The 19,822-nt window shown below is 69.9% G+C and carries 23 protein-coding genes; 16 read left to right on the plus strand and 7 right to left on the minus strand.

The window, feature by feature from the left end; genetic code table 11:
• Positions 1 to 176 precede the first annotated feature (176 nt).
• The 5 genes from CSC65_RS14905 (at position 177) to CSC65_RS14925 (ending at position 4,719) form a co-directional block, all read left to right on the plus strand.
• Positions 177 to 890 (plus strand): hypothetical protein, encoded by a 714-nt coding sequence (locus tag CSC65_RS14905; protein WP_162411374.1) that lies wholly within the window; start codon positions 177 to 179, stop codon positions 888 to 890.
• Positions 891 to 975: 85 nt separating this feature from the next.
• On the plus strand, positions 976 to 2,502 hold the full coding sequence (locus tag CSC65_RS14910; RefSeq protein WP_162411375.1) for a beta-N-acetylhexosaminidase: 1,527 nt from the start codon (positions 976 to 978) through the stop codon (positions 2,500 to 2,502).
• A 203-nt stretch (positions 2,503 to 2,705) separates the two neighbouring features.
• A complete protein-coding gene (locus CSC65_RS14915) occupies positions 2,706 to 3,128 on the plus strand; it encodes a GNAT family N-acetyltransferase (protein ID WP_162411376.1) in 423 nt (140 codons plus the stop codon).
• A gap of 72 nt (positions 3,129 to 3,200) precedes the next feature.
• Complete coding sequence (locus tag CSC65_RS14920) at positions 3,201 to 3,638, plus strand: nuclear transport factor 2 family protein (protein ID WP_162411377.1); 438 nt, start codon at positions 3,201 to 3,203, stop codon at positions 3,636 to 3,638.
• A gap of 301 nt (positions 3,639 to 3,939) precedes the next feature.
• Positions 3,940 to 4,719 (plus strand): hypothetical protein, encoded by a 780-nt coding sequence (locus tag CSC65_RS14925; RefSeq protein WP_162411378.1) that lies wholly within the window; start codon positions 3,940 to 3,942, stop codon positions 4,717 to 4,719.
• Positions 4,720 to 4,821: 102 nt separating this feature from the next.
• Here the strand turns inward: CSC65_RS14925 and CSC65_RS14930 are convergent, their stop codons facing one another.
• Both CSC65_RS14930 and CSC65_RS14935 read right to left on the minus strand, forming a co-directional pair.
• Positions 4,822 to 4,992 (minus strand): hypothetical protein, encoded by a 171-nt coding sequence (locus tag CSC65_RS14930; protein ID WP_162411379.1) that lies wholly within the window; start codon positions 4,990 to 4,992, stop codon positions 4,822 to 4,824.
• A 137-nt stretch (positions 4,993 to 5,129) separates the two neighbouring features.
• Positions 5,130 to 6,236, minus strand: a complete 1,107-nt coding sequence (locus tag CSC65_RS14935; protein ID WP_162411380.1) for a catalase family protein — start codon at positions 6,234 to 6,236, stop codon at positions 5,130 to 5,132.
• Positions 6,237 to 6,500: 264 nt separating this feature from the next.
• Here CSC65_RS14935 and CSC65_RS14940 point away from each other — a divergent pair, with 264 nt between their 5' ends.
• From CSC65_RS14940 to CSC65_RS14950, 3 genes are all read left to right on the plus strand, one after another.
• Positions 6,501 to 6,851 carry a polyhydroxyalkanoate granule-associated phasin gene (locus CSC65_RS14940; RefSeq protein ID WP_202922898.1) on the plus strand — a complete coding sequence of 117 codons (351 nt, stop codon included), beginning with the start codon at positions 6,501 to 6,503 and terminating at the stop codon, positions 6,849 to 6,851.
• Between the two features lie 222 nt (positions 6,852 to 7,073).
• The gene (locus CSC65_RS14945; RefSeq protein ID WP_202922899.1) at positions 7,074 to 8,324 is read left to right on the plus strand and encodes an MFS transporter; all 1,251 of its coding nucleotides are present in this window, start codon (positions 7,074 to 7,076) and stop codon (positions 8,322 to 8,324) included.
• Between the two features lie 84 nt (positions 8,325 to 8,408).
• Positions 8,409 to 8,996, plus strand: coding sequence for a hypothetical protein (locus CSC65_RS14950; RefSeq protein WP_162411382.1), 588 nt, complete (start codon positions 8,409 to 8,411; stop codon positions 8,994 to 8,996).
• A gap of 164 nt (positions 8,997 to 9,160) precedes the next feature.
• Here the strand turns inward: CSC65_RS14950 and CSC65_RS14955 are convergent, their stop codons facing one another.
• Positions 9,161 to 9,649 carry a YehS family protein gene (locus CSC65_RS14955; protein ID WP_162411383.1) on the minus strand — a complete coding sequence of 163 codons (489 nt, stop codon included), beginning with the start codon at positions 9,647 to 9,649 and terminating at the stop codon, positions 9,161 to 9,163.
• Between the two features lie 205 nt (positions 9,650 to 9,854).
• Between CSC65_RS14955 and CSC65_RS14960 the strand changes: the two genes are divergently transcribed.
• Positions 9,855 to 10,310, plus strand: coding sequence for a hypothetical protein (locus CSC65_RS14960; protein ID WP_162411384.1), 456 nt, complete (start codon positions 9,855 to 9,857; stop codon positions 10,308 to 10,310).
• 83 nt (positions 10,311 to 10,393) lie between these two features.
• Positions 10,394 to 11,002, plus strand: a complete 609-nt coding sequence (locus tag CSC65_RS14965; protein ID WP_162411385.1) for a hypothetical protein — start codon at positions 10,394 to 10,396, stop codon at positions 11,000 to 11,002.
• A 48-nt stretch (positions 11,003 to 11,050) separates the two neighbouring features.
• Here the strand turns inward: CSC65_RS14965 and CSC65_RS14970 are convergent, their stop codons facing one another.
• Positions 11,051 to 12,268, minus strand: coding sequence for a phage tail sheath family protein (locus tag CSC65_RS14970; protein ID WP_162411386.1), 1,218 nt, complete (start codon positions 12,266 to 12,268; stop codon positions 11,051 to 11,053).
• Positions 12,269 to 12,363: 95 nt separating this feature from the next.
• Between CSC65_RS14970 and CSC65_RS14975 the strand changes: the two genes are divergently transcribed.
• Together CSC65_RS14975 and CSC65_RS14980 are read left to right on the plus strand one after the other, a co-directional pair.
• On the plus strand, positions 12,364 to 12,777 hold the full coding sequence (locus CSC65_RS14975; RefSeq protein WP_162411387.1) for a VOC family protein: 414 nt from the start codon (positions 12,364 to 12,366) through the stop codon (positions 12,775 to 12,777).
• A 151-nt stretch (positions 12,778 to 12,928) separates the two neighbouring features.
• Complete coding sequence (locus tag CSC65_RS14980) at positions 12,929 to 13,993, plus strand: class I SAM-dependent methyltransferase (RefSeq protein WP_162411388.1); 1,065 nt, start codon at positions 12,929 to 12,931, stop codon at positions 13,991 to 13,993.
• Positions 13,994 to 14,153: 160 nt separating this feature from the next.
• On the opposite strand, the gene aga27 is transcribed toward CSC65_RS14980, so the two are convergent.
• Positions 14,154 to 15,371, minus strand: a complete 1,218-nt coding sequence (aga27, locus tag CSC65_RS14985; RefSeq protein WP_162411389.1) for an alpha-galactosidase Aga27 — start codon at positions 15,369 to 15,371, stop codon at positions 14,154 to 14,156.
• A gap of 182 nt (positions 15,372 to 15,553) precedes the next feature.
• Between aga27 and CSC65_RS14990 the strand changes: the two genes are divergently transcribed.
• Together CSC65_RS14990 and CSC65_RS14995 are read left to right on the plus strand one after the other, a co-directional pair.
• Positions 15,554 to 16,261: a hypothetical protein gene (locus CSC65_RS14990; RefSeq protein WP_162411390.1), complete on the plus strand. Its 708-nt coding sequence runs from the start codon at positions 15,554 to 15,556 to the stop codon at positions 16,259 to 16,261.
• A 138-nt stretch (positions 16,262 to 16,399) separates the two neighbouring features.
• Positions 16,400 to 16,846 carry a hypothetical protein gene (locus CSC65_RS14995; RefSeq protein WP_162411391.1) on the plus strand — a complete coding sequence of 149 codons (447 nt, stop codon included), beginning with the start codon at positions 16,400 to 16,402 and terminating at the stop codon, positions 16,844 to 16,846.
• A gap of 96 nt (positions 16,847 to 16,942) precedes the next feature.
• On the opposite strand, the gene CSC65_RS15000 is transcribed toward CSC65_RS14995, so the two are convergent.
• Complete coding sequence (locus CSC65_RS15000; RefSeq protein WP_162411392.1) at positions 16,943 to 17,476, minus strand: SRPBCC family protein; 534 nt, start codon at positions 17,474 to 17,476, stop codon at positions 16,943 to 16,945.
• Positions 17,473 to 17,862, minus strand: coding sequence for an ArsR/SmtB family transcription factor (locus CSC65_RS15005; RefSeq protein WP_162411393.1), 390 nt, complete (start codon positions 17,860 to 17,862; stop codon positions 17,473 to 17,475). The genes CSC65_RS15000 and CSC65_RS15005 overlap by 4 nt, the downstream gene beginning before the upstream one ends.
• 166 nt (positions 17,863 to 18,028) lie before the next feature.
• Between CSC65_RS15005 and cax the strand changes: the two genes are divergently transcribed.
• Positions 18,029 to 19,099: a calcium/proton exchanger gene (cax, locus tag CSC65_RS15010; protein ID WP_162411394.1), complete on the plus strand. Its 1,071-nt coding sequence runs from the start codon at positions 18,029 to 18,031 to the stop codon at positions 19,097 to 19,099.
• 3 nt (positions 19,100 to 19,102) lie between these two features.
• A complete protein-coding gene (locus CSC65_RS15015; RefSeq protein WP_162411395.1) occupies positions 19,103 to 19,774 on the plus strand; it encodes a potassium channel family protein in 672 nt (223 codons plus the stop codon).
• Positions 19,775 to 19,822: the final 48 nt, after the last annotated feature.

A 19,822-nucleotide genomic window follows, 5' to 3' on the forward strand; every position in this document is an offset into this window, starting at 1 on the left:
CGCAACCCTGTCGATCCGCAGGCCGAAGCTGTCGGCGATGCGGAAGGCCAGCCGCTGAGCCGCCCGTACGGCGAACTCCCGGCTGAACGGGACGGCCGTTTGCCAACCAATGGCAGGGTGGAAGCGCCGCGGCTCGCCTCTAGCCTGAGCGTCACTTCCGACGGATGGCCGCCTCCATGCGCACGACTGCCCTTGCTGCGACTGCCTTGCTGCTGGTCGCCCCGCTGTCGGCCTGCACCCCGGCGCAGCTGCGCATGCCCGAAGGCTTCGGTGCGGACACAGTGGCGTACGAGGTGAGCGGGCATTCGCCGCGGCGGTTCAACGAGCCGGTGCGCTTCGGACCCTACAGCGCGCTGGAAATGGAGGAAGGTTCGACCTTCGCCTGGGCGGTGCCGCTGCCGGGATTCGACGTGGGCCGCACGAGCAAGCCGTACGCCTACACACTGGTGGCGCGCGACCTGCCGCCGGTGCAGGTGCAGTGCCTGACGCGTGCGTGGACGGCCGGCGCCGGACGCGAATCGCGACGCGCCACGGTCGACCTGACCCCGCTGTCCGGGCCCCTGCTGGCCTGTGGCCTGCAGCTGGATGGCGAGGCGGCGCAACCGCTGGAGGTCGCCCGCGAGGGCCGCCACCTGCAGGGGCGGCTGCTGGCGCCGTGGGGCCACGAGTACGCCGTGCACGGCTTGAACGGCTACGAGGGAACGCCGATCACCGCGGCCGAGCCGACCGGCTACGCCATCGTCGATGGCGCCACCACGCTGGCCGTGGTCGACGTGCTCAACGGCGGCCGCGTGCACCTGGCGCGCACGCTCGACGACGAGCAGCGCGTGTACTTCGCCGCCACCGCGGCCGCGCTGCTGCTGCTCGATCCGGCGCTCGGCGAGGGCTGAGGGCGAAACGACCGGGCATGGTTCGGGTGCGGAAAAGGATCGCTGCCACTATCCTGACCCGGTCCTTTCCAGGTGCCGCCCAACGATGAAGTTGCCGATCGCGTCCAAGGTCCTGCTCGCCTGCCTGCTCGCCTTTGCCATCGCCGGCTGCAGCAAGGCGCCACCGGAGGCCACCGCTGAAGCCGCGGCCCCGCTGGCGCAGATCGTGCCGTTGCCGCAGTCGGTGGAGATGAAGTCCGGCGCGTTGGAGTTCTCCGATGCGGTGGCGCTGGATCTGCCGGTCACCGCACCCAACGCACGACGCGCACTGGAAGAGCTGCTGGCCGGCCTGGGCATCAGGCAGGACGATGCGGCGCCGGTGCGCATCCGCCTGCAGCAGGTGGACGAACCGGCGCTGGGCGCCGAAGGCTACCGGCTGGTGGTGGGCGAGGGCATCGACCTGGTCGCCAACAACGACACCGGCCTGCTGCATGCGGTGCAGAGCCTGCGCCAGCTGCTGCCCGCGCAGGCGCAACCCGGATACCGGCTGCCACGCATGGCGGTCACCGATGCGCCGGCGTACCCGTGGCGCGGCGTGTCGCTGGACGTGGCCCGCAGCTTCCTGCCGGTGGCGTACCTGGAAAAGCACATCGACCGCATGGCGATGTTCAAGATGAACCGGCTGCACCTGCACCTGACCGACGACCAGGGCTGGCGCATGGAGATCAAGCGCTATCCGAAGCTGGTGGAGATCGGCGGTGCCAGCGCGGTCAAGGGCGGGCGCAGCGGCTGGTACACGCAGGACCAGCTGCGCCACCTGGTCGCCTACGCGCAGGCGCGCGGCATCACCATCGTGCCGGAGATCGACATGCCCGGCCACGTGCAGGCTTTGCTGGCCTCGTACAACGAACTGGCCTGCGACGACGAGGACAACCTGTCGACCTACGACGGCCTGGAAGTGGGCTTCAGCGTGCTGTGCCTGGATAAGCCCGAGGTGGTCTATCCGTTCGTGCGCAACGTGCTGGAGGAAGTGCTGGCGGTGTTCCCCTCGCAGGAGATCCACATCGGCGGCGACGAGATCAAGCACCCGCTGTACGCGCAGTTCGTCGCCCGCACCGCGGCGATGGTGCAGGAGATGGGGCGCACGCCGATCGCGTGGGAAGAGGGTTCGGTGGCCGACACCACGCCCGAGGTGATGCTGCAGCTGTGGAACGACGGCTACGCCATCGACGCGGCGGTGGAGAAGGGCCACCCGCTGATCCTGTCGCCGTGCACGTACTTCTACGTCGACCACGGCAACTACGCCGGCCAGCCGCAGACCTACGACTGGTGCCGCAAGGAAGGCGTGCCGATGGCGCGGATCTACAGCTTCGATCCGTCGAAGTTCAAGACCGCGGTGGGCGTGGAAGCGGCGCTGTGGACCGAGCTGGTCCACGACGATGCGGCCGCCGACAACCGGCTGTGGCCGCGACTGGCCGCCGTGTCCGAAGTGGCGTGGACGCCGGTCGCACGGCGCGACTACGCCGGCTTCGTCCAGCGCATGGGCGCGCTGCGCCCGCACCTGGACGCGCAGGGCATCGGTTACCACGCCGAACCGGACCTGGGCTGGGACAAGGCGCAAGGCGCACGCTGATCCGACCGTGCATTTCCCCGTCCGCACCGGCAGGGTTTACCTGCCGGCGTGCGGCGGATCACCAGGCCGCACGGCACACCTCGATCTCCAGAGGCGCGCCTGCATCGGCGACGACCTCGCTTGAGGGCTCTTGCCGCCGCCCGGGATGACGGCCGCCGGATGGCCGGTCAGATCCAGTGCACCACCCACCGCCAGGAGCACCGATGCAGATCGCTTTCATCGAAGACGCCGCCGGCATCGACCGCAGCTTCGAGCTGATGTCGCGGTTGCGGCCGCGCCTGTCGCGCGAGGACTATCTCGCCGCGGTGCCGCGGCTGATGGCCACCAGCGGTTACCGGCTGGTGGGGCTGGAGGACGGGGGCCTGCGCGCGCTGGCCGGCATCCGCATCGGCGAGTGGCTGCACGGCGGCCGCTACCTGGAAATCGAGGAACTGGTCACCGCCGAGGCCGACCGTTCGCGCGGTTACGGCCACGCGCTGCTGGCCTGGATCGCCGCGTACGCACGCACGCAGGAGTGCCGCCAGCTGCGCCTGGTTTCCGGCGTGCAACGCAGCGACGCGCACCGCTTCTACGCGCGCGAAGGCATGGCCTGGGAAGCCAAATATTTTTCGATGGACCTGGCCTGACCCAAGCCATCGCCGGTCCGGCCGTCATTTCCATCCACTGATGCTTCGATCCATTGATGCAAGGAGTCGTCCATGTCCTTCCTGGCCCTCGTTCTCGCCGCCGCATCGACCGCTGCCGCGCCTGTCGCGATCGAACCTGCCACCCGTGCCGCGCTCGAGGCGACCTGCCTGGACTATGTCGACGGCCAGCTCGAGGGTGATCCGGCGCGCGTGGCGCGCGCGCTGCATCCGGACCTGGCCAAGCGGCGCGTGCTCGGCGAAACGCCCGACGAACGCCTGGGCCTGCGCCGGATGGGCAGGGAGGAGCTGGTCGAACTGACCCGGCAGGGCGCGCTGAAGACGCCGCGGGAACAATGGAACCGCAGTTGCACCGTGCTCGACGTCGCTGGCGATGCGGCGGTGGTGCGCGCCGAGACGCCGTGGTTCGTGGACTTCTTCCACGTGGGCCGTTTCGGCGAGCGCTGGATCATCGTCAACGCGCTCTGGTACCAGAAGCCGCGCGACAAGTGACCGGCCACCCTGGCAGCGCCGCGTCGATGTCGCCCGCCCTGCCGGAACGCATCGCCAGGAACGCCTGATCGGGCGTGCTCGACGCCGGCCTGCGCCGCGGCCTAGGTGGCGGACACGGCTCCGCCCTGCACATCGTGCAACCGAACCCCAAGCCGCGCTGAACCGCTTTCCTTCCTTTGCAACCGACCGCCGACGTGCGACGCGCGTTTCACGTGCTGCCGTCCACGTTGTCCGCACCTGCACGCTGCAGGGACGCCCGGACACGGGCGACTCGACAGAAAACGACAGAAGGAAATGCATCGTGGACAACAACAAGAATGAAACCCGCGACCTCAATCGCGATCCGATCAGTGGCACGCCGGGCTCGCATCCGGTCGGCGTCGGCGTGGGTGGCGTGGGCGGGGCGGCGGCGGGCATGGTGGTCGGCGCGCTGGCCGGGCCGCTGGGCATGCTCATCGGCGGCGGCATCGGCACGCTGGTCGGCGCGGCCGCCGGCAAGGGCGTGGCCGAGCGCATCGATCCCACCGGCGAGGAAGCGTTCTGGCGCGAGACCTACACCTCGCGTCCGTACCATGACGCGAACTTCGACTACGAGAACGATTACGCACCGGCTTACAGCTATGGCGTGGACGCGCGCAGCCGCATGACCGGGCGCCAGTGGGACGACAGCCTCGAGCGGGAGCTGGGCACCGGCTGGGGCCAGGTCCGCGGCCAGTCCAAGCTGGAATGGGACCACGCCCGCGACGCGGTGCGCGACGCCTGGGATCGCAGCGACCGCACCTATCGCGCCTACGATGCCAGCGACCGGCATTACGCCAGCCAGTTTGATGGGGTCGATTACCGTGACGGCGAAGCGTCCTACGAGGACTATCGCCCGGCGTACCGCTACGGCACCCAGGCCCGCGCCCGGTACGCGGACCGGCAGTGGGACGATCGCCTGGAGAGCGAGCTCGGCCAGGGCTGGGACAAGGTCAAGGGCAACTCGCGCCTGGGCTGGGAGAAGGCCAAGGCTGCGACCCGCGATGCCTGGCACGGCGTTGAGCGCGTGCTGCCGGGTGATGCCGACGGCGACGGCCGCTGAGTCGCGGCGACCTGGCGTGATGACGAAGAAGGCACCGTTCGCGGTGCCTTCTTTCCTTGTCCGGGCGAGGGTGACCGCAGCGGGGCGGTGCCGGTGCCTCGGTCAGCGACTGCCCGGTACCTCGCCGAACGCCCACAGCACCATGCCCACGATCACCGCGCAGGCGAGGATCAGGCCGATCATCAGTCCCAGTGCCAGGCGCGGCGGCTTGTCTTCGGTGGGATGGCGCGCTTCGGGTGGCGCACCCAGGCGGGTGTCGTTTTCGGGTGCCATGGCTGTCTCCGGTGGGGGGCGCGCGAGGACGCGGCGCGCGTCCGTCGATAGTGCGCCGCACCGGCGTCACGGGGGCGTGCAGCGCGCATGCGCGACCGGCGCAGGCACGCAGGCACGCATCCAGGCGCTGCACCCGCTCAGGCGGAGGCGTTCCATCCCTCGTCCGCGCGCGGTTCGCGCAGCGGGCAGTGGTTGAACCGGCTGCGGAACTCGCGCGAAGTCGCCATCACCACGCGGCGTGCACGGTTGAGCGCGCCCAGCGGGCGGTGCGCGGCCAGGGCATGCCACGGCGAGAACGCCAAGGCGTCCTCGGCATGCGGGCTGACGCTCGAATCCCAGGCCAGCTGCGAAGACACGGACAGGCGCGCCACCGGTTGCCACGGACTGTCGGCCTCGTCCCATTCCACCGAGGCATCTTCGATCGGCATGCGCTCGAGGTCACGGCACAGCTGCGCCCGCAGGATCCATTCCACCGGTGCATCGAGGTGGTTGAAGAAGGTGCAGATCGCCTCGCGCTGCGCGTCCTCGTCCGGCTCCAGCGGCTGGCCACGCAGTGCGACCAGTGCCGGCGAGGCCGGCTCCAGCGAGAACTTGGCCATGTACGGTCCGAGGAGGAACGGCACCTGGGTGAAGTAGGTCTCGCCGAGGGGATGGTGCTGCGGTTCGCCGCCCAGGCCGCGCAGGCGCGTGCCGTCGGCGCCGGCGGCCTCGAGCACCGCCTCCACGCCGCGCAGCGTGGCCGAGATGACTTCCTTGGTCCGCGGCATGCGCTCGGTGGTGGCGGCCAGCAGGCGTGCCGCGCGCAGGAAACCGTCGAGGCCCGGGCTGGAGAACGTGGGTCCGTTGACCATCAGGAAATCCTGCGAGTGCTGCTCGCCGCCGCCGTCCACGCGTGGTCCGTCGACGCCCGACACCTTGATCGCCAGCGCGCGCGGCGTGGACACGGTGTCGGGCAGCTGCTCGGCCGGGGGCGAGGACATCCGCACCAGCGCCGGATAGTTGGCCGGATACGCGAACAGGCCGTGGCTGAAATCCGGGGGCAACGCATCGAGTACCTGCAGGCGCGCGCGCAACAATGCATGGCCCTTCGCATGCACCGCACGGTGCGCATGCTGCTCGTGCCCGGCCACCGTCCGTGCCATGCCCTCGAACAGGCGCGCCAGTTCTTCGATGGTCCGGGCTTCCTCGCCGTCGGCATGTTCCAGGTCCGGCCGGTAGCGGACCGGAGGGAGGGGCTCGGCCATGGTCATCTCCTCGCGCATCTGACCGCCGAGCAGACACCGGGGGCGGTTAAGCCGACGCAAACGGAACCTGCATTCCGGGGCCCGCCGCTGCGCGGACGCGATGCGTCGCATGCGGCGGCTGCGGACGTTGCGCCCCTCGGCGCGCACGCCACGCGTGCCGGGCCCCTCACGCGGCAGTGGGTCCTGCGACGCTAGGCTGGATCCGATTTCCCTCCGCAGGTGCCACGCATGGCCGGCAAACGCAGATCGCGCAGGACGTCCAGCGTGGGACAGATGCTGGAACTGGGCATGGCCGCGCCGCAGGTGGTCGCCCATCGGCTGGCGCGGATGGCCGCCGCCGGGGCCGCGCCGTCGGCACGCGACCGCAAGGAGTTCGTCGGCATGGTCCTGGAGAAGCAGGCCGCCTTCGCCCAGGGCTGGACGGCGATGTGGATCGAGGGCTGGCTGGCGCAGCAGAAGTTCGCGCTGGCGTGGATGAGCGGCAAGCCCTGGACCTCGCGCGACACCGCGCGCGCAAGCGCCGCCCTGGAGCGCATCGCCACGCGCGGCATCGCGCCGGTGCATCGCAAGGCGGTAGCCAATGCACGGCGCCTGGCGCGCAGCCGGCAGGATTGATCGCGCGACTGCAGGCGACGGCGGCAGGAGCGCCTGCCGCCCCAGTTCCCGGGCCGGAAACGGCGCGCCTCCGAGCAGGCCGGCGCCGGGCCGTCGGCGAGGTTCCCGACTGCGCCGTGGTTCCGGATGCCAGTGCGTCGACCGGGCCTGGGCCGCTGACGGCCTGTCGATTCCCCGGGTGCTGGCCCGTCATGGCAGTGACATCGCACGGAACCGCCACCCATGCCTGCTGCCCCCCCACCCGCCGCACCCGCCATGGACCGCAACTGGGCGCTGGTGGCCGCCGGCGCGGTGCTGGGCTGCGTCGGCGTTGGTGCACTGTTCTCGCTTGCGGTGCTGCTGCAGCCGATGGGCACGGACACCGGCTGGTCGCGCACGGGCCTGTCGGCGGCGATGACCCTGGCGTTCCTGGCCAGCGGCTTCGCCGGCTTCGGCTGGGGCGCGCTGAGCGATCGCATCGGGCCGCGCCCGGTGGTGACCGCAGGCGCGCTGCTGCTCGGCCTTGCGCTGGTGCTGGCCAGCCGCGCGACGACGTTGCTGCAGTTCCAGCTGGCGTTCGGCGGATTGTTGGGCGTGGCGGTCGCCAGTTTCTTCGCGCCGGTGATGGCGGCCACCGCGGCTGCGTTCGATCGCCGGCGCAACCTGGCCGTGTCACTGGTGTCGGCCGGTGTGGGCGTGGCGCCGATGACGATGTCGCCGCTGGTGGCGTGGCTGCTCGCGCATTACGGCTGGCGCGAAACCTTGCTTGTGATCGGCGTGCTGGCGTGGGCCCTGACCTTGCCGGCCACGTGGTTCGTGCGCACGGCGCCCATCGCGGGCGACGGCACCGCGGCCGCGGATGCACCGGCCGCGGGCATGACCCTGAGGCAGGCGCTGCGTTCGAAGGCATTCCTGGTGCTGGGCCTGGCGTTCTTCGCCTGCTGCGCCGCGCACTCCGGGCCGATCTTCCACACGGTGAGCTACGCGGTCGGCTGCGGGCTGTCGGTCACCACGGCGGTGACGATCTACAGCATGGAGGGCGCGGCCGGGCTCGGCGGGCGCCTGCTGTTCGGCGTGCTCGGCGACCGCTTCGGCGCCAAGCCCGTGCTGGTCGCCGGCCTGGCCACGCAGGCGGTGGCGGCGGTGTCGTACCTGGCGGTCAGCCAGGTCGGGGGCTTCTACGCGGTGGCGCTGGTGTTCGGCCTGGCCTACGGCGGCACGATGCCGCTGTACGCCTCGCTGGCGCGCGACGCGTTCCCGCCGCGCATCCTCGGCAGCGTCATCGGCGCGATGACGCTGCTGTCGGGCCTGGGCATGGCCCTGGGTCCGCTGCTGGGTGGCTGGCTGTTCGACCGCCATGGCAGCTACGCGTGGATGTACATCGGCGCGCTCATGCTGGGCCTGGCCGCCGCGGGGATCGTCTCCCAGTTTCCGGGCCGGCGCGCGGGGCGGGCGGGACCGGGCGGTAACGACCTCGGCCTGGCATCCGGCTAGCGGCGCGGGCGGCGTGCATTACCGCTTCGACACGCCGATACGGTAGCGTTCCCGCACCGCATTCCGCGGTCCGGAGATTTCGCCATGCGCCTGATCGGTCCGACGTCCGTCCTTGTTATTGCACTGGTGGCGCTCGCCGCCTGCAGCAGCTCGCCTTCCTCGAAGTCCACCGCGCCGGTCACGCTCGCGTCCGAGCAGGTGACGCTCGAAGGTTCGATCACGCGCGTCGACCGTACCCAGCGCATGGTGACCATCCGCGGTGCCGACGGCGGCGAGGTGGACTTCTTCGCCGGCGAGCAGGTCCGCAACTTCGAACGGCTCCAGGTCGGTGACCGGGTCGCCCTCGACTACACCACCGCGGTTGCCCTGGAGATCCAGCCGGCCGGCAGCGCCGAGGTGGGCGCGACGATCGAGCAGGGCCGGTCGATCCCGGCGGCGGGCGCACGGCCGGGCGGCGCGGTGTCGGAGACCGTCACCGTGGTGGCCGAGGTCGTCGCCGTCGATGCGGCGGCCAACACCGTCACCGTGCGCGGCCCGCGCGGCAACGTCGTCACCCTGGATGTGGTCCGCGAAGACCTGCGCGCCGGCTTGCGGCGGCTCAAGGCCGGCGACCTGTTGCGCGTGACCTTCAGCGAGGCGGTCGCGGTGGATATCCGTCCCCGTCCGCAATGACCGGCGTGGTGGTGCGTGCGGCCAAGGATGTCCTGGTGGCACGCACCATGCGCAGTGCGGCACCGGTCCGGATTCGCCGTCGGCGAAAGCGCGCCGGGCGGCAGCGGGGCTGAACCTCGCGATGCGCCGGTACTCGTCCGGCGCATCATCCGCGAGTGCTCAGCTCACTCGGCGGGAGCCGGCTCGCCGGTGCGGAAGCGCAGGGTCAGGCCCTTGAGGAAGTTGCGCAGGATCTGGTCGCCGCAGGGGCGGTAGTGCTTGTGCCCGGGCTGGCGGAACAGTGCGGTCAATTCCGGCTTGGTGATCGGGAAGCCGGCGGCATTGAAGGTGTCGTGCATGTCCACGTCCTTCAGCTGGAAGGCCACGCGCAGCTTCTTCAGCACCAGGTTGTTGGTGATCCGGCCTTCGACCGGGCGCGGCGGCAGGCTCTCGTCGCGGCCGCGGTAGTAGACCACCAGCCCGTCGAGGAAGCGGGCCAGCAGGGCATCGCTGCATATCACCGCGCCGTCCTCGTCCTCCTTCTTCACCAGCGCCGGGATGTCGGCCTTGTCGAGCGCGAATTCCGGGTCGGCCAGGTGCGTGACCTCCACGACCTTGGCGTCGCTGAAGTCCAGCATGTAACGGATGCTGCGGAGGACGTCGTTGTTGATCATCGCGAGGGCTCGGGGCGGCAGGCGTCCGGGGCGCGCAGTCTAGCGCCTGGCGGGGGCGCGGCGCGTCGCCGTGCTGCCCGCGGGAGCCCCGTGGGTCCATCGGGGGGATTACCACCAGCACATCGCTGGCCGCTGCATGCGGTGCTGTAATCGCCGTACAGGCCGGCCATCCGCCGGACCGTCAACCACGGGCAGGAGAGCGAAAATGAAGCATCCGAGGCGCGTGGTCTCCGGTACGCGGGCACTGCCGTGGCATGGCTGGATGGCCGGTGGCCTGCTGCTGCTGTTCGGCATCGCGGCCGCCTTCGACCATGGAATGAGCCTGGCGCTGGGCGAGGAGTTCTACCGCGCGTCCGGGATGAGCGAGGCGCAGGTCGGTTACTTCGCCGCGGTCCCGGCCTGGGCGATCGCGGGCTGGACGCTCTCGGTCTGGGGCGGGCTGCTCGGGGCCGCGGCGCTGCTGCTGCGCCGGCGCCAGGCGGGATGGCTGTTCGCCGCCTCCCTGCTGGGCGGGCTGGTCTACATCCTGTACGTGCTGGTGCTCTCGGAAGGGCGCCAGGCGATGGGCGTGCTCTGGATGATGCCGCCGGTCATGGCGGCCATCACCGCGCTGATGGTGCGCTACTGCCAACGGCTGGTGCGTCGCGGCGTGCTGCGCTGAGGCAGCCCGTGGCCCGGCGCCGGCCGGGGTGGGGGCTGCCGGCCGGGTCTACACTGCGTCCGTAGCAGCGGACGGGGAAAACCGTGAACGACCAGTTCCAGCACGTCATGGTGCTGATCTCGATCATCATCGGCCTGGCGATCACCCACCTGCTGTCGGGCGTGGTCGATGCGGTGGATCGCGCCAACGACGAGGACGATCCGGAGATCTACAGCCTGCTCGGCGCGCTCTGGGCGACCACCGTGTTCTTCTGGATGGTCAACTTCTGGTGGTTCCAGTTCCGGCTGCTGGCGATGGAGGGCGCATGGACGCTGTGGCGCTACCTTTTCATCATCCTGTACTCGGTGGCGCTCTACACCCTCGCGGTCATCCTGGTGCCGCGCAACTGGGATGCGATCAAGCGCTACACCGAGTACTTCATGCGCAACCGGCGCTGGTTCTTCGCCGCGCTGCTGCTGGCGAGCGTGGCCGACGTGGCCGATGCCTGGCTCAAGGGCGGATGGGATTACGTACTGGGCATGGGTCCATTCAACAACCTCGTGGCGGTGTTGACGGTTCCCGTGGTCGCCATCGGCATCGCGTCGAAGAAGATCCGCACGCAGACGGTCGTGGCGGCGATCTATTCGGTGCTGTTCCTGATCGCAGTGTTCGAGTACACGCCGGTGCTGGTTTCGCCCGGGCACACCATCTAGGCAGCCGTTCGAACCATGGATGCCGGCTGGACCGCCGGGGCAGCGGCGTCAGCCCATCGCCGTCTGCTGGGTGATCCGGAAGATCATGAACTCGGCGGGCTGGATCGCGGCCACGCCGACCAGGCACACCACGCGACCGTGGTCGAGATCGTCCTGGGTCATGGTGCTGCGGTCGCAGCGCACGAAGTACGCCTGCTCGGACCGCGTTCCGAGGAGCGCGCCATTGCGCCACTCGTTGTGGAGGAAGGCATCGATGGTCGTGCGCAGCTCCGCCCACAGCGGCTCGCCGTTGGGCTCGAGCGCCGCCCATCGCGTGCCGCGGTCGAGCGAGGCTTCCAGGTAATTGAAGTAGCGCCGCATCGGCACGTACTTCCACTCCGGATCGGAGGACAGCGTGCGTGCCCCCCAGACGCGATTGCCGCGTCCCGGGAACGTGCGCAGGCAGTTCACTCCTTCTGGATTGAGCAGGTCCTGTTGCGCGGCGGTGACCGGTGCGTCGAAGCGCAGGGCCGAGCGCACCACCTCGTTCGCCGGCGCCTTGTGCACGCCGCGCTGGACGTCGTTGCGCGCGAAGATGCCGCAGATGAAGCCGGCGGGCGGAAGCGCCAGCTCGGCGGGGATGTCGGCGCGGCGCGGCGCGGCGGCGGGATTGGCCACGACCACCCAGGGGTAGTACAGGGCGGCATGCTTCGAATCGAGCGTGCGACGCAGCGCGCGAACCGATGCGACGTCCAGCCCCGGCGGCGTTTCCAGTACCGCCATGCGCCAGGCGCGCGCGTGGCTGGCGTGGTCGATCTGCAGTTGCAGGACGCGGGCGGCGTTCCCGGCATCGCCCAGAGCCGTGGCACCGGGTGCGGCGAACGTGGACACGTCTTCCAGCGCGTCGATCGCCGCCAGTGCGTCCACGTAATCGGCGGCCTGAGGCGCGGGGCCATCGCCACCTCCGGACAGGTCGTCGCCCTGCGCTCGGCCGGCGGCCACGCGCGCGGCATACAGCCGGACGCCACCTTCTTCGAAGTAGGCGCGCACTGCGTGGGCCAGGTAGTTCGGGACGACCCTGTCGCCGAACCGCAGGTCGGCGGCACTGCCATAGATGCGCTCGAACTCGGCGACGCTGGTGAGCAGTTCCGGCGCTTCGTTGCCGGCGACCGGCCCGCTGCGGGTCGGGCCGACGAAGGCGCAGGTGGTCGTGGAGACAGCCTGGATCGCGCGGCTGCGGTAGGCGGTCTCCTCGACATAGACGCCGGGGGCGAGGTACTCGGGCATGGCGCCGTCCTGTGGCCAGCAAAGTCCGGTGTATACACGGGATTGCGTGTGAACAGGAGACACGGACCGGTTCGCGGTCGCTCCAGGGAGGAGAAATGGGCATCAGCTGCCACCTGTCGTTCGATGGCGAATGCGCGGTGGCGTTCCGCCGCTACCAGCGCATCCTCGGTGGCGAGTTCACCACGCTGTTGACCTACGGCGAGTCGCCGCTGGCGCGCCAGGTCCCACGCGAATGGCAGTCGCGGATCCTGCACGCCACGCTCATGGTCGACGACCAGGAGCTGCTGGGCTCCGACGCGTTTCCCGGCACCTACGTGAAATTGCAGGGTTTCTCGGTCACCTTGCACGTACCCGTGCACGAGGCCGCGCGCGTGTTCGTGTCGCTTTCGGAAGGCGGCAGCATCCGCATGCCGTTCGAGCCGACGTTCTGGTCGCCGGGCTTTGGGATGCTGGTCGACCGTTACGGCATCCCGTGGGAAATCAACGGCGAGCGCGTGCACCGCGCGTAGTCATTTCGCTGTCCTGTTCAGGTTTCCGCCTGTTCGCCCAACGGCGCTGTCCGTTGCGCGCAAGGCGCCGCGTTGCAAACGAGGCGAGCCGCGGCAATCCGTCGCGGCGGGTACAAGGGACTGCACCCGGGGGAGCTTCCGGAGCAGCGACATGAGCGACACGCAAACCACCCTCGACCACGACCGCCTCAACCAGTTCCTCGGTGCCGCGGTGGTCGACCTCGGCGCGGCGATCAGCGCCAGCCTGGTGCTGGTCGGTGACCGGCTGGGCTTCTACAAGGCGCTGGCGCAGGCGCCGGCCACGCCGGCGGAGCTGGCCGCGCGCACCGGTACCCACGAACGCTACGTGCGCGAATGGCTCGGCAACCAGGCCGCCGGCGGCTACGTGCAGTACGACCCCGCCGATGGCCGCTACCGCCTGGACCAGGCGCAGGCGCTGTGCCTGGCCGATCCGGGTGGACCGGTCGACCTGCCCGGCGCCTATTACCTGATCGAGGCGACCTTCCATGCGCTGGACCGCACCGTGGAAAATTTCCGCAGCGGGCGCGGCATGGAGTGGGGAGAGCACCATGCCTGCCTGTTCCACGGCACCGAGCGCTTTTTCCGTGCCGGCTACAACGCACACCTGCTCGGCGAATGGCTGCCGGCGCTGGAGGGCGTGACCGCCAAGCTCGAGCAGGGTGCGAAGGTGGCCGACATCGGTTGCGGCCATGGCGCCAGCACCGTGCTGATGGCGCACGCCTATCCGCGTTCGGAATTCATCGGCTACGACTACCACGCCGAATCGATCCGCATCGCCAACGAGCGCGCCGCCGCGGCCGGGCTCGGCAATGCGCGCTTCGAGGTGGCCGATGCGACCGGTTACGCGGCGCGCGGCTTCGACCTGATCGCCTTCTTCGATTGCCTGCACGACATGGGCGACCCGGTCGGCGCGGCGCGGCATGCACGCCAGGCCCTGGCCGACGATGGCACCTGCCTGCTGGTGGAGCCGTTCGCCGGCGACCGCGTCGAGGACAACCTCAATCCGGTCGGCAGGGTCTACTACGGTGCGTCCTCGCAGATCTGCGTGCCGGTGTCGCTGGCCCGCAACGGCCCGGCGCTGGGCGCGCAAGCCGGCGAGGCGCGCCTGCGCCAGGTGATGACCGAAGCGGGTTTCAGCCGCTTCCGTCGCGCGACTGAAACACCCTTCAACCTGGTGCTCGAAGCGAGGCCGTAGCGGCTTGAAGTCGTGCGGACCCATCGCGCCGGGCGATTGCGAGGCATAACCGCCTCGGCCTGCAGGTGGGTGCGGGCGCGAGGGCCTTCCCGAAGGCCGTCGCCGACCCGCGCCGCGGATAGGCCCGGTTGCTGGTCCGCCGCGACTTCTTCCGTCGACGCTACTGCGGCGAGAGCCGCAGTACCACCACGCCGTGCGCGGGAAGGGTCGCCGTGTACACCGTGCCGGTCGAACCGGAGCCGCCGTTCCACACGTCGCGCCAGGCGAAGCGCTGCTTGTTGAAGTCGATCGCGCGCCCGCTGATGTCGTCCTTCATGCCGTTGAACGCCCAGTCCAGGGTGTAGTCGCGTGGTACATCATCGCGGTTGAGGAACAGCACCGCATACCCGCCGCGATCCAGCGGCTTGATGTAGACCTCCACGTCGCCTTCGTCGAGCCATTTCATCGCCTGGATGCCGAGGCGGTCCTGGTTGATCGCGATCATGCCGGGGTGGGTGAGGATGCGCCGGGTGGCATCACTCATGCTGCGCAGGTCGTTGCCGGCGATCAACGGCGAGGCGAGCATCGCCCACAGCGAGAAGTGCGAACGGTCCTCCTCCTCGCTCATGCCGTTGCCCACTTCCATCATGTCCATGTCGTTCCAGCGACCGGGGCCGGCGTACTTGCGCAGGCCCGCCTGCTTGTCGAGGATCGGCAGCACGCCCAGCGAGGACCATGAGCCGTGGCTGTGCTCGCAGCGCCAGCACGGGAAGATGTCGCCGGTGGTGCGCCAGGAATGGCCCAGGTCGGCGGCCCACTCCCAGGGCTTGTTGTCGCCCCATTCGCAGATGCTGAAGAGCATCGGCCGGCCGGTGGCGCGGATCGCGTCGCGCATGGTGGTGTAGGCCGACGCCGGGTCGATGCCCTTGGTGTCGCACCAGTCGTACTTCACGTAGTCGATGCCCCAGCGCGCGTAGGTCAAAGCGTCCTGGTACTCGTGGCCGCGGCTGCCGGGCCTGCCGGCGCAGGTGGTGTTGCCGGCATCGGAATAGATCCCCAGCTTCAGCCCGCGCGCATGCACGTAGTCGACCAGTGCCTTCATGCCGGACGGGAAGGTCTTCGGGTCGGCCTGGATGTTGCCGTCGGCATCGCGCGTGCCGTGCCAGCAGTCGTCGATGTTGAGGTACTCGTAGCCGGCGGCCTTCATCCCGCTGGCGACCATGGCATCGGCCATCTGCCGGATCATCTTCTCGTCGACGTTGCAGCCGAAGCTGTTCCAGCTGTTCCAGCCCATCTGCGGCGTATGCGCGAGCTGCTCGAATTTCTGCGCCGCCGCCGGCGTGCACAGCAAGGCCAGGATGCTGGCCAGGCCCAGGCGAACGATCGGGTGGCAGGTCATCGGGATCCGTCGCGAGATGTCGAAGGAGGGCGAGCATAGCGGCTGGAGGATGCCGCGGGTCTGGTTTCGTCCGATGTTTCTTGCCGTATGAAGCATGGCGATAGCTCGCCTCGGTTTTCGGAATAAGCACCGCCAGCCGTGCGCGGTTACCCTCGCGGCGGGGACTCACATGGAGATGGGGAATGAAGCCTGTGTCGATGCTGGCCTGTGCCGCACTGCTGTGCGCGTCGAGCGCGCATGCGGCCAATCCACTGAAGGAATTGCAGTCCGTGCGTGGTGGCGTGGTCGTGGAGTACGAACGCGCGGTGGCGGGCGACGACGAGTTCGCCAGGCTCCCCGGCACGGATGCGGTGGTGGTGGCGCTGGCCGAAGGAACGCCCGATGCGGCCGGTCGCGTGGTCGCCACGGCCTATGCCGATGCCCTGCGTACGCTGCTGCCACAGGCCACGCTGGCGGCCGGTCACGCGCAGCCTCCGGCACCGGGCTACCTGGTCGAGGTAGGCCTCAGCAGCGGGAGCAAGACCGTGGAGGGCAGCGAGGAGGTCTATGCCAGCCGCCAGGCCGGCACCACCTGCAAGGCGCAGCCCGATGGAAGCGTGGTGTGCAACGACGTGGGCAGCGCGCCGATCTCGGTCGGCACGCGCCCGACCGCGGAGACCCAGAACACCATCAGGACGGTGATCCGTTCCTATCGCATCGACGCGGGCGGAGCGCGCACGGTGGTGTTCGAGGATGCGTACTCGGTGAACTACCTGGGAGAACTGTGCCGCAACGAAGTCGCCGCGGCGGCCACCGTCGCCAAGGCGCTGGGCAAGGATGCGCTGTCGGCCAAGCCGCTCAACATCCGCCTGCACAGCACGCCCAAGCTGATGCAGTGCGACCACAAGTGAGCTGGCCTCGCACCGGCCTGGTGGCCGGTGCGGCGCCGGATTTCGACGCCGGGCGGACCCGGGGAGCCAGCCCCCGTTCAATCCGCTGCTGCTAGCGTGTGCCCATGCCGCCCGCGGGGCGGCCCGGGAACCTTCGCCATGCGCCTGATCGCCGCTGTCCTTGCCTGCCTGTGCGCGACCGCCTCCGCGGCGGCGTTCGCCGACGAACTGGAGGCGCTGGACCTGGTGCTGCCCAAGGCCCCCGTCTCCACTTTCAACAGCGACCCGCCCGGGACCTGGTACGGCGACCGCAGCGGCGTGCCGGCAGCCGCCGCGAGCACCACCACCCGGACGCGCGCGCGCTGGGGCTGTCCCACCAGCCCCGATGGCGGGGAGCGCGCGGTCACCGGCAGCTTCACCACCGGCGTGGGCTATTCCTCGGACCTGGGCAGCAGCACCTACAACGGCGCAAACCTGGGCTACTGCAAGACCTACGTCGACGACGACGGCGGCGAACGCACGATCAACCTGCAGATGCATGTCGACCGCTACGACGGCCCCGACATGCGCCAGGGTCCCTACCGCGGATCGCGCGGTCCGCGGTAGTCGATGCGCCATCGCCGTCGCGCCCGTGCGTCCATCGAGGCACTGTCGAACGCCGGTGGGACCCTGTAGCGACGCGCCGACGCTCGAACGTGCGGTCTAGCCCTGGCCCAGGCGGATCGCGTATTCGTCGCGCAACCGTGCCCAGTGGTCCCAGAACGGCTCGGGCTGGGTGCCGCGCAGGCGCGCGTCGAGCACGTCGAGGTGGCTGTGCCAGCCCGCACCGATCCTGAGCATGTTCGCGTGGTCGGAGATGCCGCGATGGGACACGGTGAGCAGTACCTGGGCACCGCGTGGCTCCAGGGCGAAGGTCACTTCGCCGCCACCCCAGGTGAACGAGAGGCGCCGTGGTGGATCGACCTCGGTGAGCTGGCTCTGCATGCGGTTCTCGACGTTGAAGCCCTCCGGGCGATGGCCCGGCGGCTGCGTGAGTTCGTCGTTGCGCCACACCAGTTCGAACGGTGCGCCGACAGCCAGTTCCATCTCGCCGGCGGCAAGCCACTGGCGGCGCAGCTCGCCTTCGGTGAGGTAACTCCAGGCCCGTTCGATCGGGCCCGGCAGCAGGCGTTCGATGCGCACCGCATTGGCGGCGGTCGCGGTGGCGTAGGCGGATGGGGATGCGGCGAGGTTCATGGCTTCTTCCTCCGGGATGCGCGCTTGCGCGGCGCGGGCGTGGCGGCGGCCTTGCGTGCGTCGTCGGCCCTGAGCAGGGCTTCCAGCGCGTCGAGGCGACCGGTCCAGAATTGTTCGTAGTGGCGGATCCATTCGGCACCGGCGTGCAGCGGGCGGGCATCGAGCCGGCACACGTGCACGCGGCCCTGGATCTCGCGTTCGATCAGGCCGGCCCGCTCCAGCGCCTGCACGTGCTTGGAGGCGCCGGCCAGCGAGATCTCGAACGGCGCGGCGAGTTCGCCGACCGTGCGCGGTCCGGCGGCGAGCTCGTGCAGCATCGCGCGGCGGGTGGGGTCGGCCAGGGCACGGAAGACCGAATCGAGGCGTTGGGAGTTTTTGTCAACCATGAGGTTGAATATACGCCGGGCCGGACTATTGTCAACCATTAGGTTGAATTAATTCCGGCGCTGCGACCTTGCGCGCGCGCGGGTAGGGCCAAGGGCCAATTGCCCGCTGCCGGCGCGCGGGGCGACGGTACCGGCGCCGATCACGGCGGGCCCGGGGAATCGATCGATGAAATGGCTGCTGGTACTCGTGCCGCTGGCGATCGTGCTGGAGCACTTCGCGCCGGGCAACGCCTTGCTGATCTTCGCGGTCGCCGCGCTGGGCATCGTGCCGCTGGCGGCGATCATGGCCCAGGCGACCGGTTCGCTGGCCACGCGTCTGGGCGCCGGCCTCGGCGGGCTGCTCAACGCGACCTTCGGCAATGCCGCCGAACTGATCATCGCCCTGGCCGCGCTGCGCGCCGGCCTGCACGACATGGTCAAGGCGTCGCTGGCCGGCACCATCATCGGCAACATCCTGTTCGTGCTCGGCGTGGCGATGGTGGTCGGTGGCATCCGCCATGGCGACCAGACCTACGATGCGCGCGCCGCGCGCACCCAGGCGACCATGCTGACCCTGGCGGTGATCGCGCTGATCCTCCCCGCCGCGTACCTGGGCCTGGTGCCGAAGGCCGAGGCGCAGATGGGTTCGCTGAGCGCGCTGATCGCCTGCATCATGCTCGCGGTGTACGTCGCCAACGTCGCGTTCACCCTAGTCCGCAGCCGCGCCGACGCCAGCGCGAATCACGCGCAGGCCGGCCATGGCGACCTGCATCACGGCCCGCAATGGAGCCCGCGCAAGGCGCTGGCGGTGCTGTTCGCGGTGACCATCGGCATCGTCTGGCTCAGCGAGATCCTGGTGGGCACGGTCGAGGCCGCGAGCGAGGCGATGGGCTTCTCCGACGCGTTCACGGGCGTGTTCGTACTGGCGGTGATCGGCGGCGCGGCCGAGCAGGCCACCGCGATCGTGGCCGCGCGGCAGAACCGCATGGACCTGTCGATGTCGATCACCCTGGGCGCCAGCGTGCAGCTGGCCCTGCTGGTGGCGCCGCTGCTGGTGCTGCTGAGCTTCTTCATGGGGCCGCAGCCGATGGACCTGGTGTTCGGCCCGGGCCTGGTGCTGACCATCCTGTTCTCGGTGATCATCGCCGGCCAGGTCGCCAGCGACGGTCGCACCGACTGGTTGCGCGGCATCCAGCTGCTGGCCGTCTACGTGATCCTGGCCTCGGTGTTCTTCTTCGTGCCCGACGTCGTGGCGTGATCCATGAGGCGGTCGCCGGCCCTGCAGCAGATCACGCGTCACCGGTACGCGATCCTGTTCTGCGTACTGCTGGCCACGATCGCCGTGGGTCCGTTGCTCGAAGCGCTGGACTTCGGGCGGGTGGCGGTTGAAGCCCTGCTGACCTTCAGCCTGATCGCCGCGGTGTTCCCCATCGGCGTGATGGAGAAGCGCCGCACGATGCTGGCGATCGTCGGCACGGCGCTGCTCATGCGCGGGCTCGCCTCGCACCTGGATTCGGCCGCCGTCTCGGCGCTCGGCGCGGTGTTGTGGGGCGCGGTGGCGGTGGTGGCCGCGTTCGGCGCGATCCGCTACTCCCTGTCCAGCGTGCGGGTGGATGCCGAGCACCTGTATGCGGCGCTGAGCGCTTACCTGCTGATCGGCGTGTGCTGGGGCGTGGTCTACGTGGCCGTGGTCCGCGTGGATCCGCTGGCGATGCTCCATGGTGGCACGCCATTGCCGGATGGATTGAGCATGGGCGATGCGATCTATTTCAGCTTCGTCACCCTGGCCACGCTGGGCTACGGCGACTTCACCCCGGCGACCCCGGTGATGCGCGGGCTTTCGGTGTTCGAAGCGATCATCGGCCAGCTGTACCTGGCGATCATGGTCGCGCGCCTGGTCAGCCTGCGCGTGTCGGACCAGTCCTCGCGGTAGGCATCGAAGGCGGGCGCGGGCATGCGCACTGGCCCAATGCAGTGGCGC

It is taken from the genome of Pseudoxanthomonas daejeonensis (assembly GCF_010093205.1).
GTDB lineage: Bacteria > Pseudomonadota > Gammaproteobacteria > Xanthomonadales > Xanthomonadaceae > Pseudoxanthomonas > Pseudoxanthomonas daejeonensis.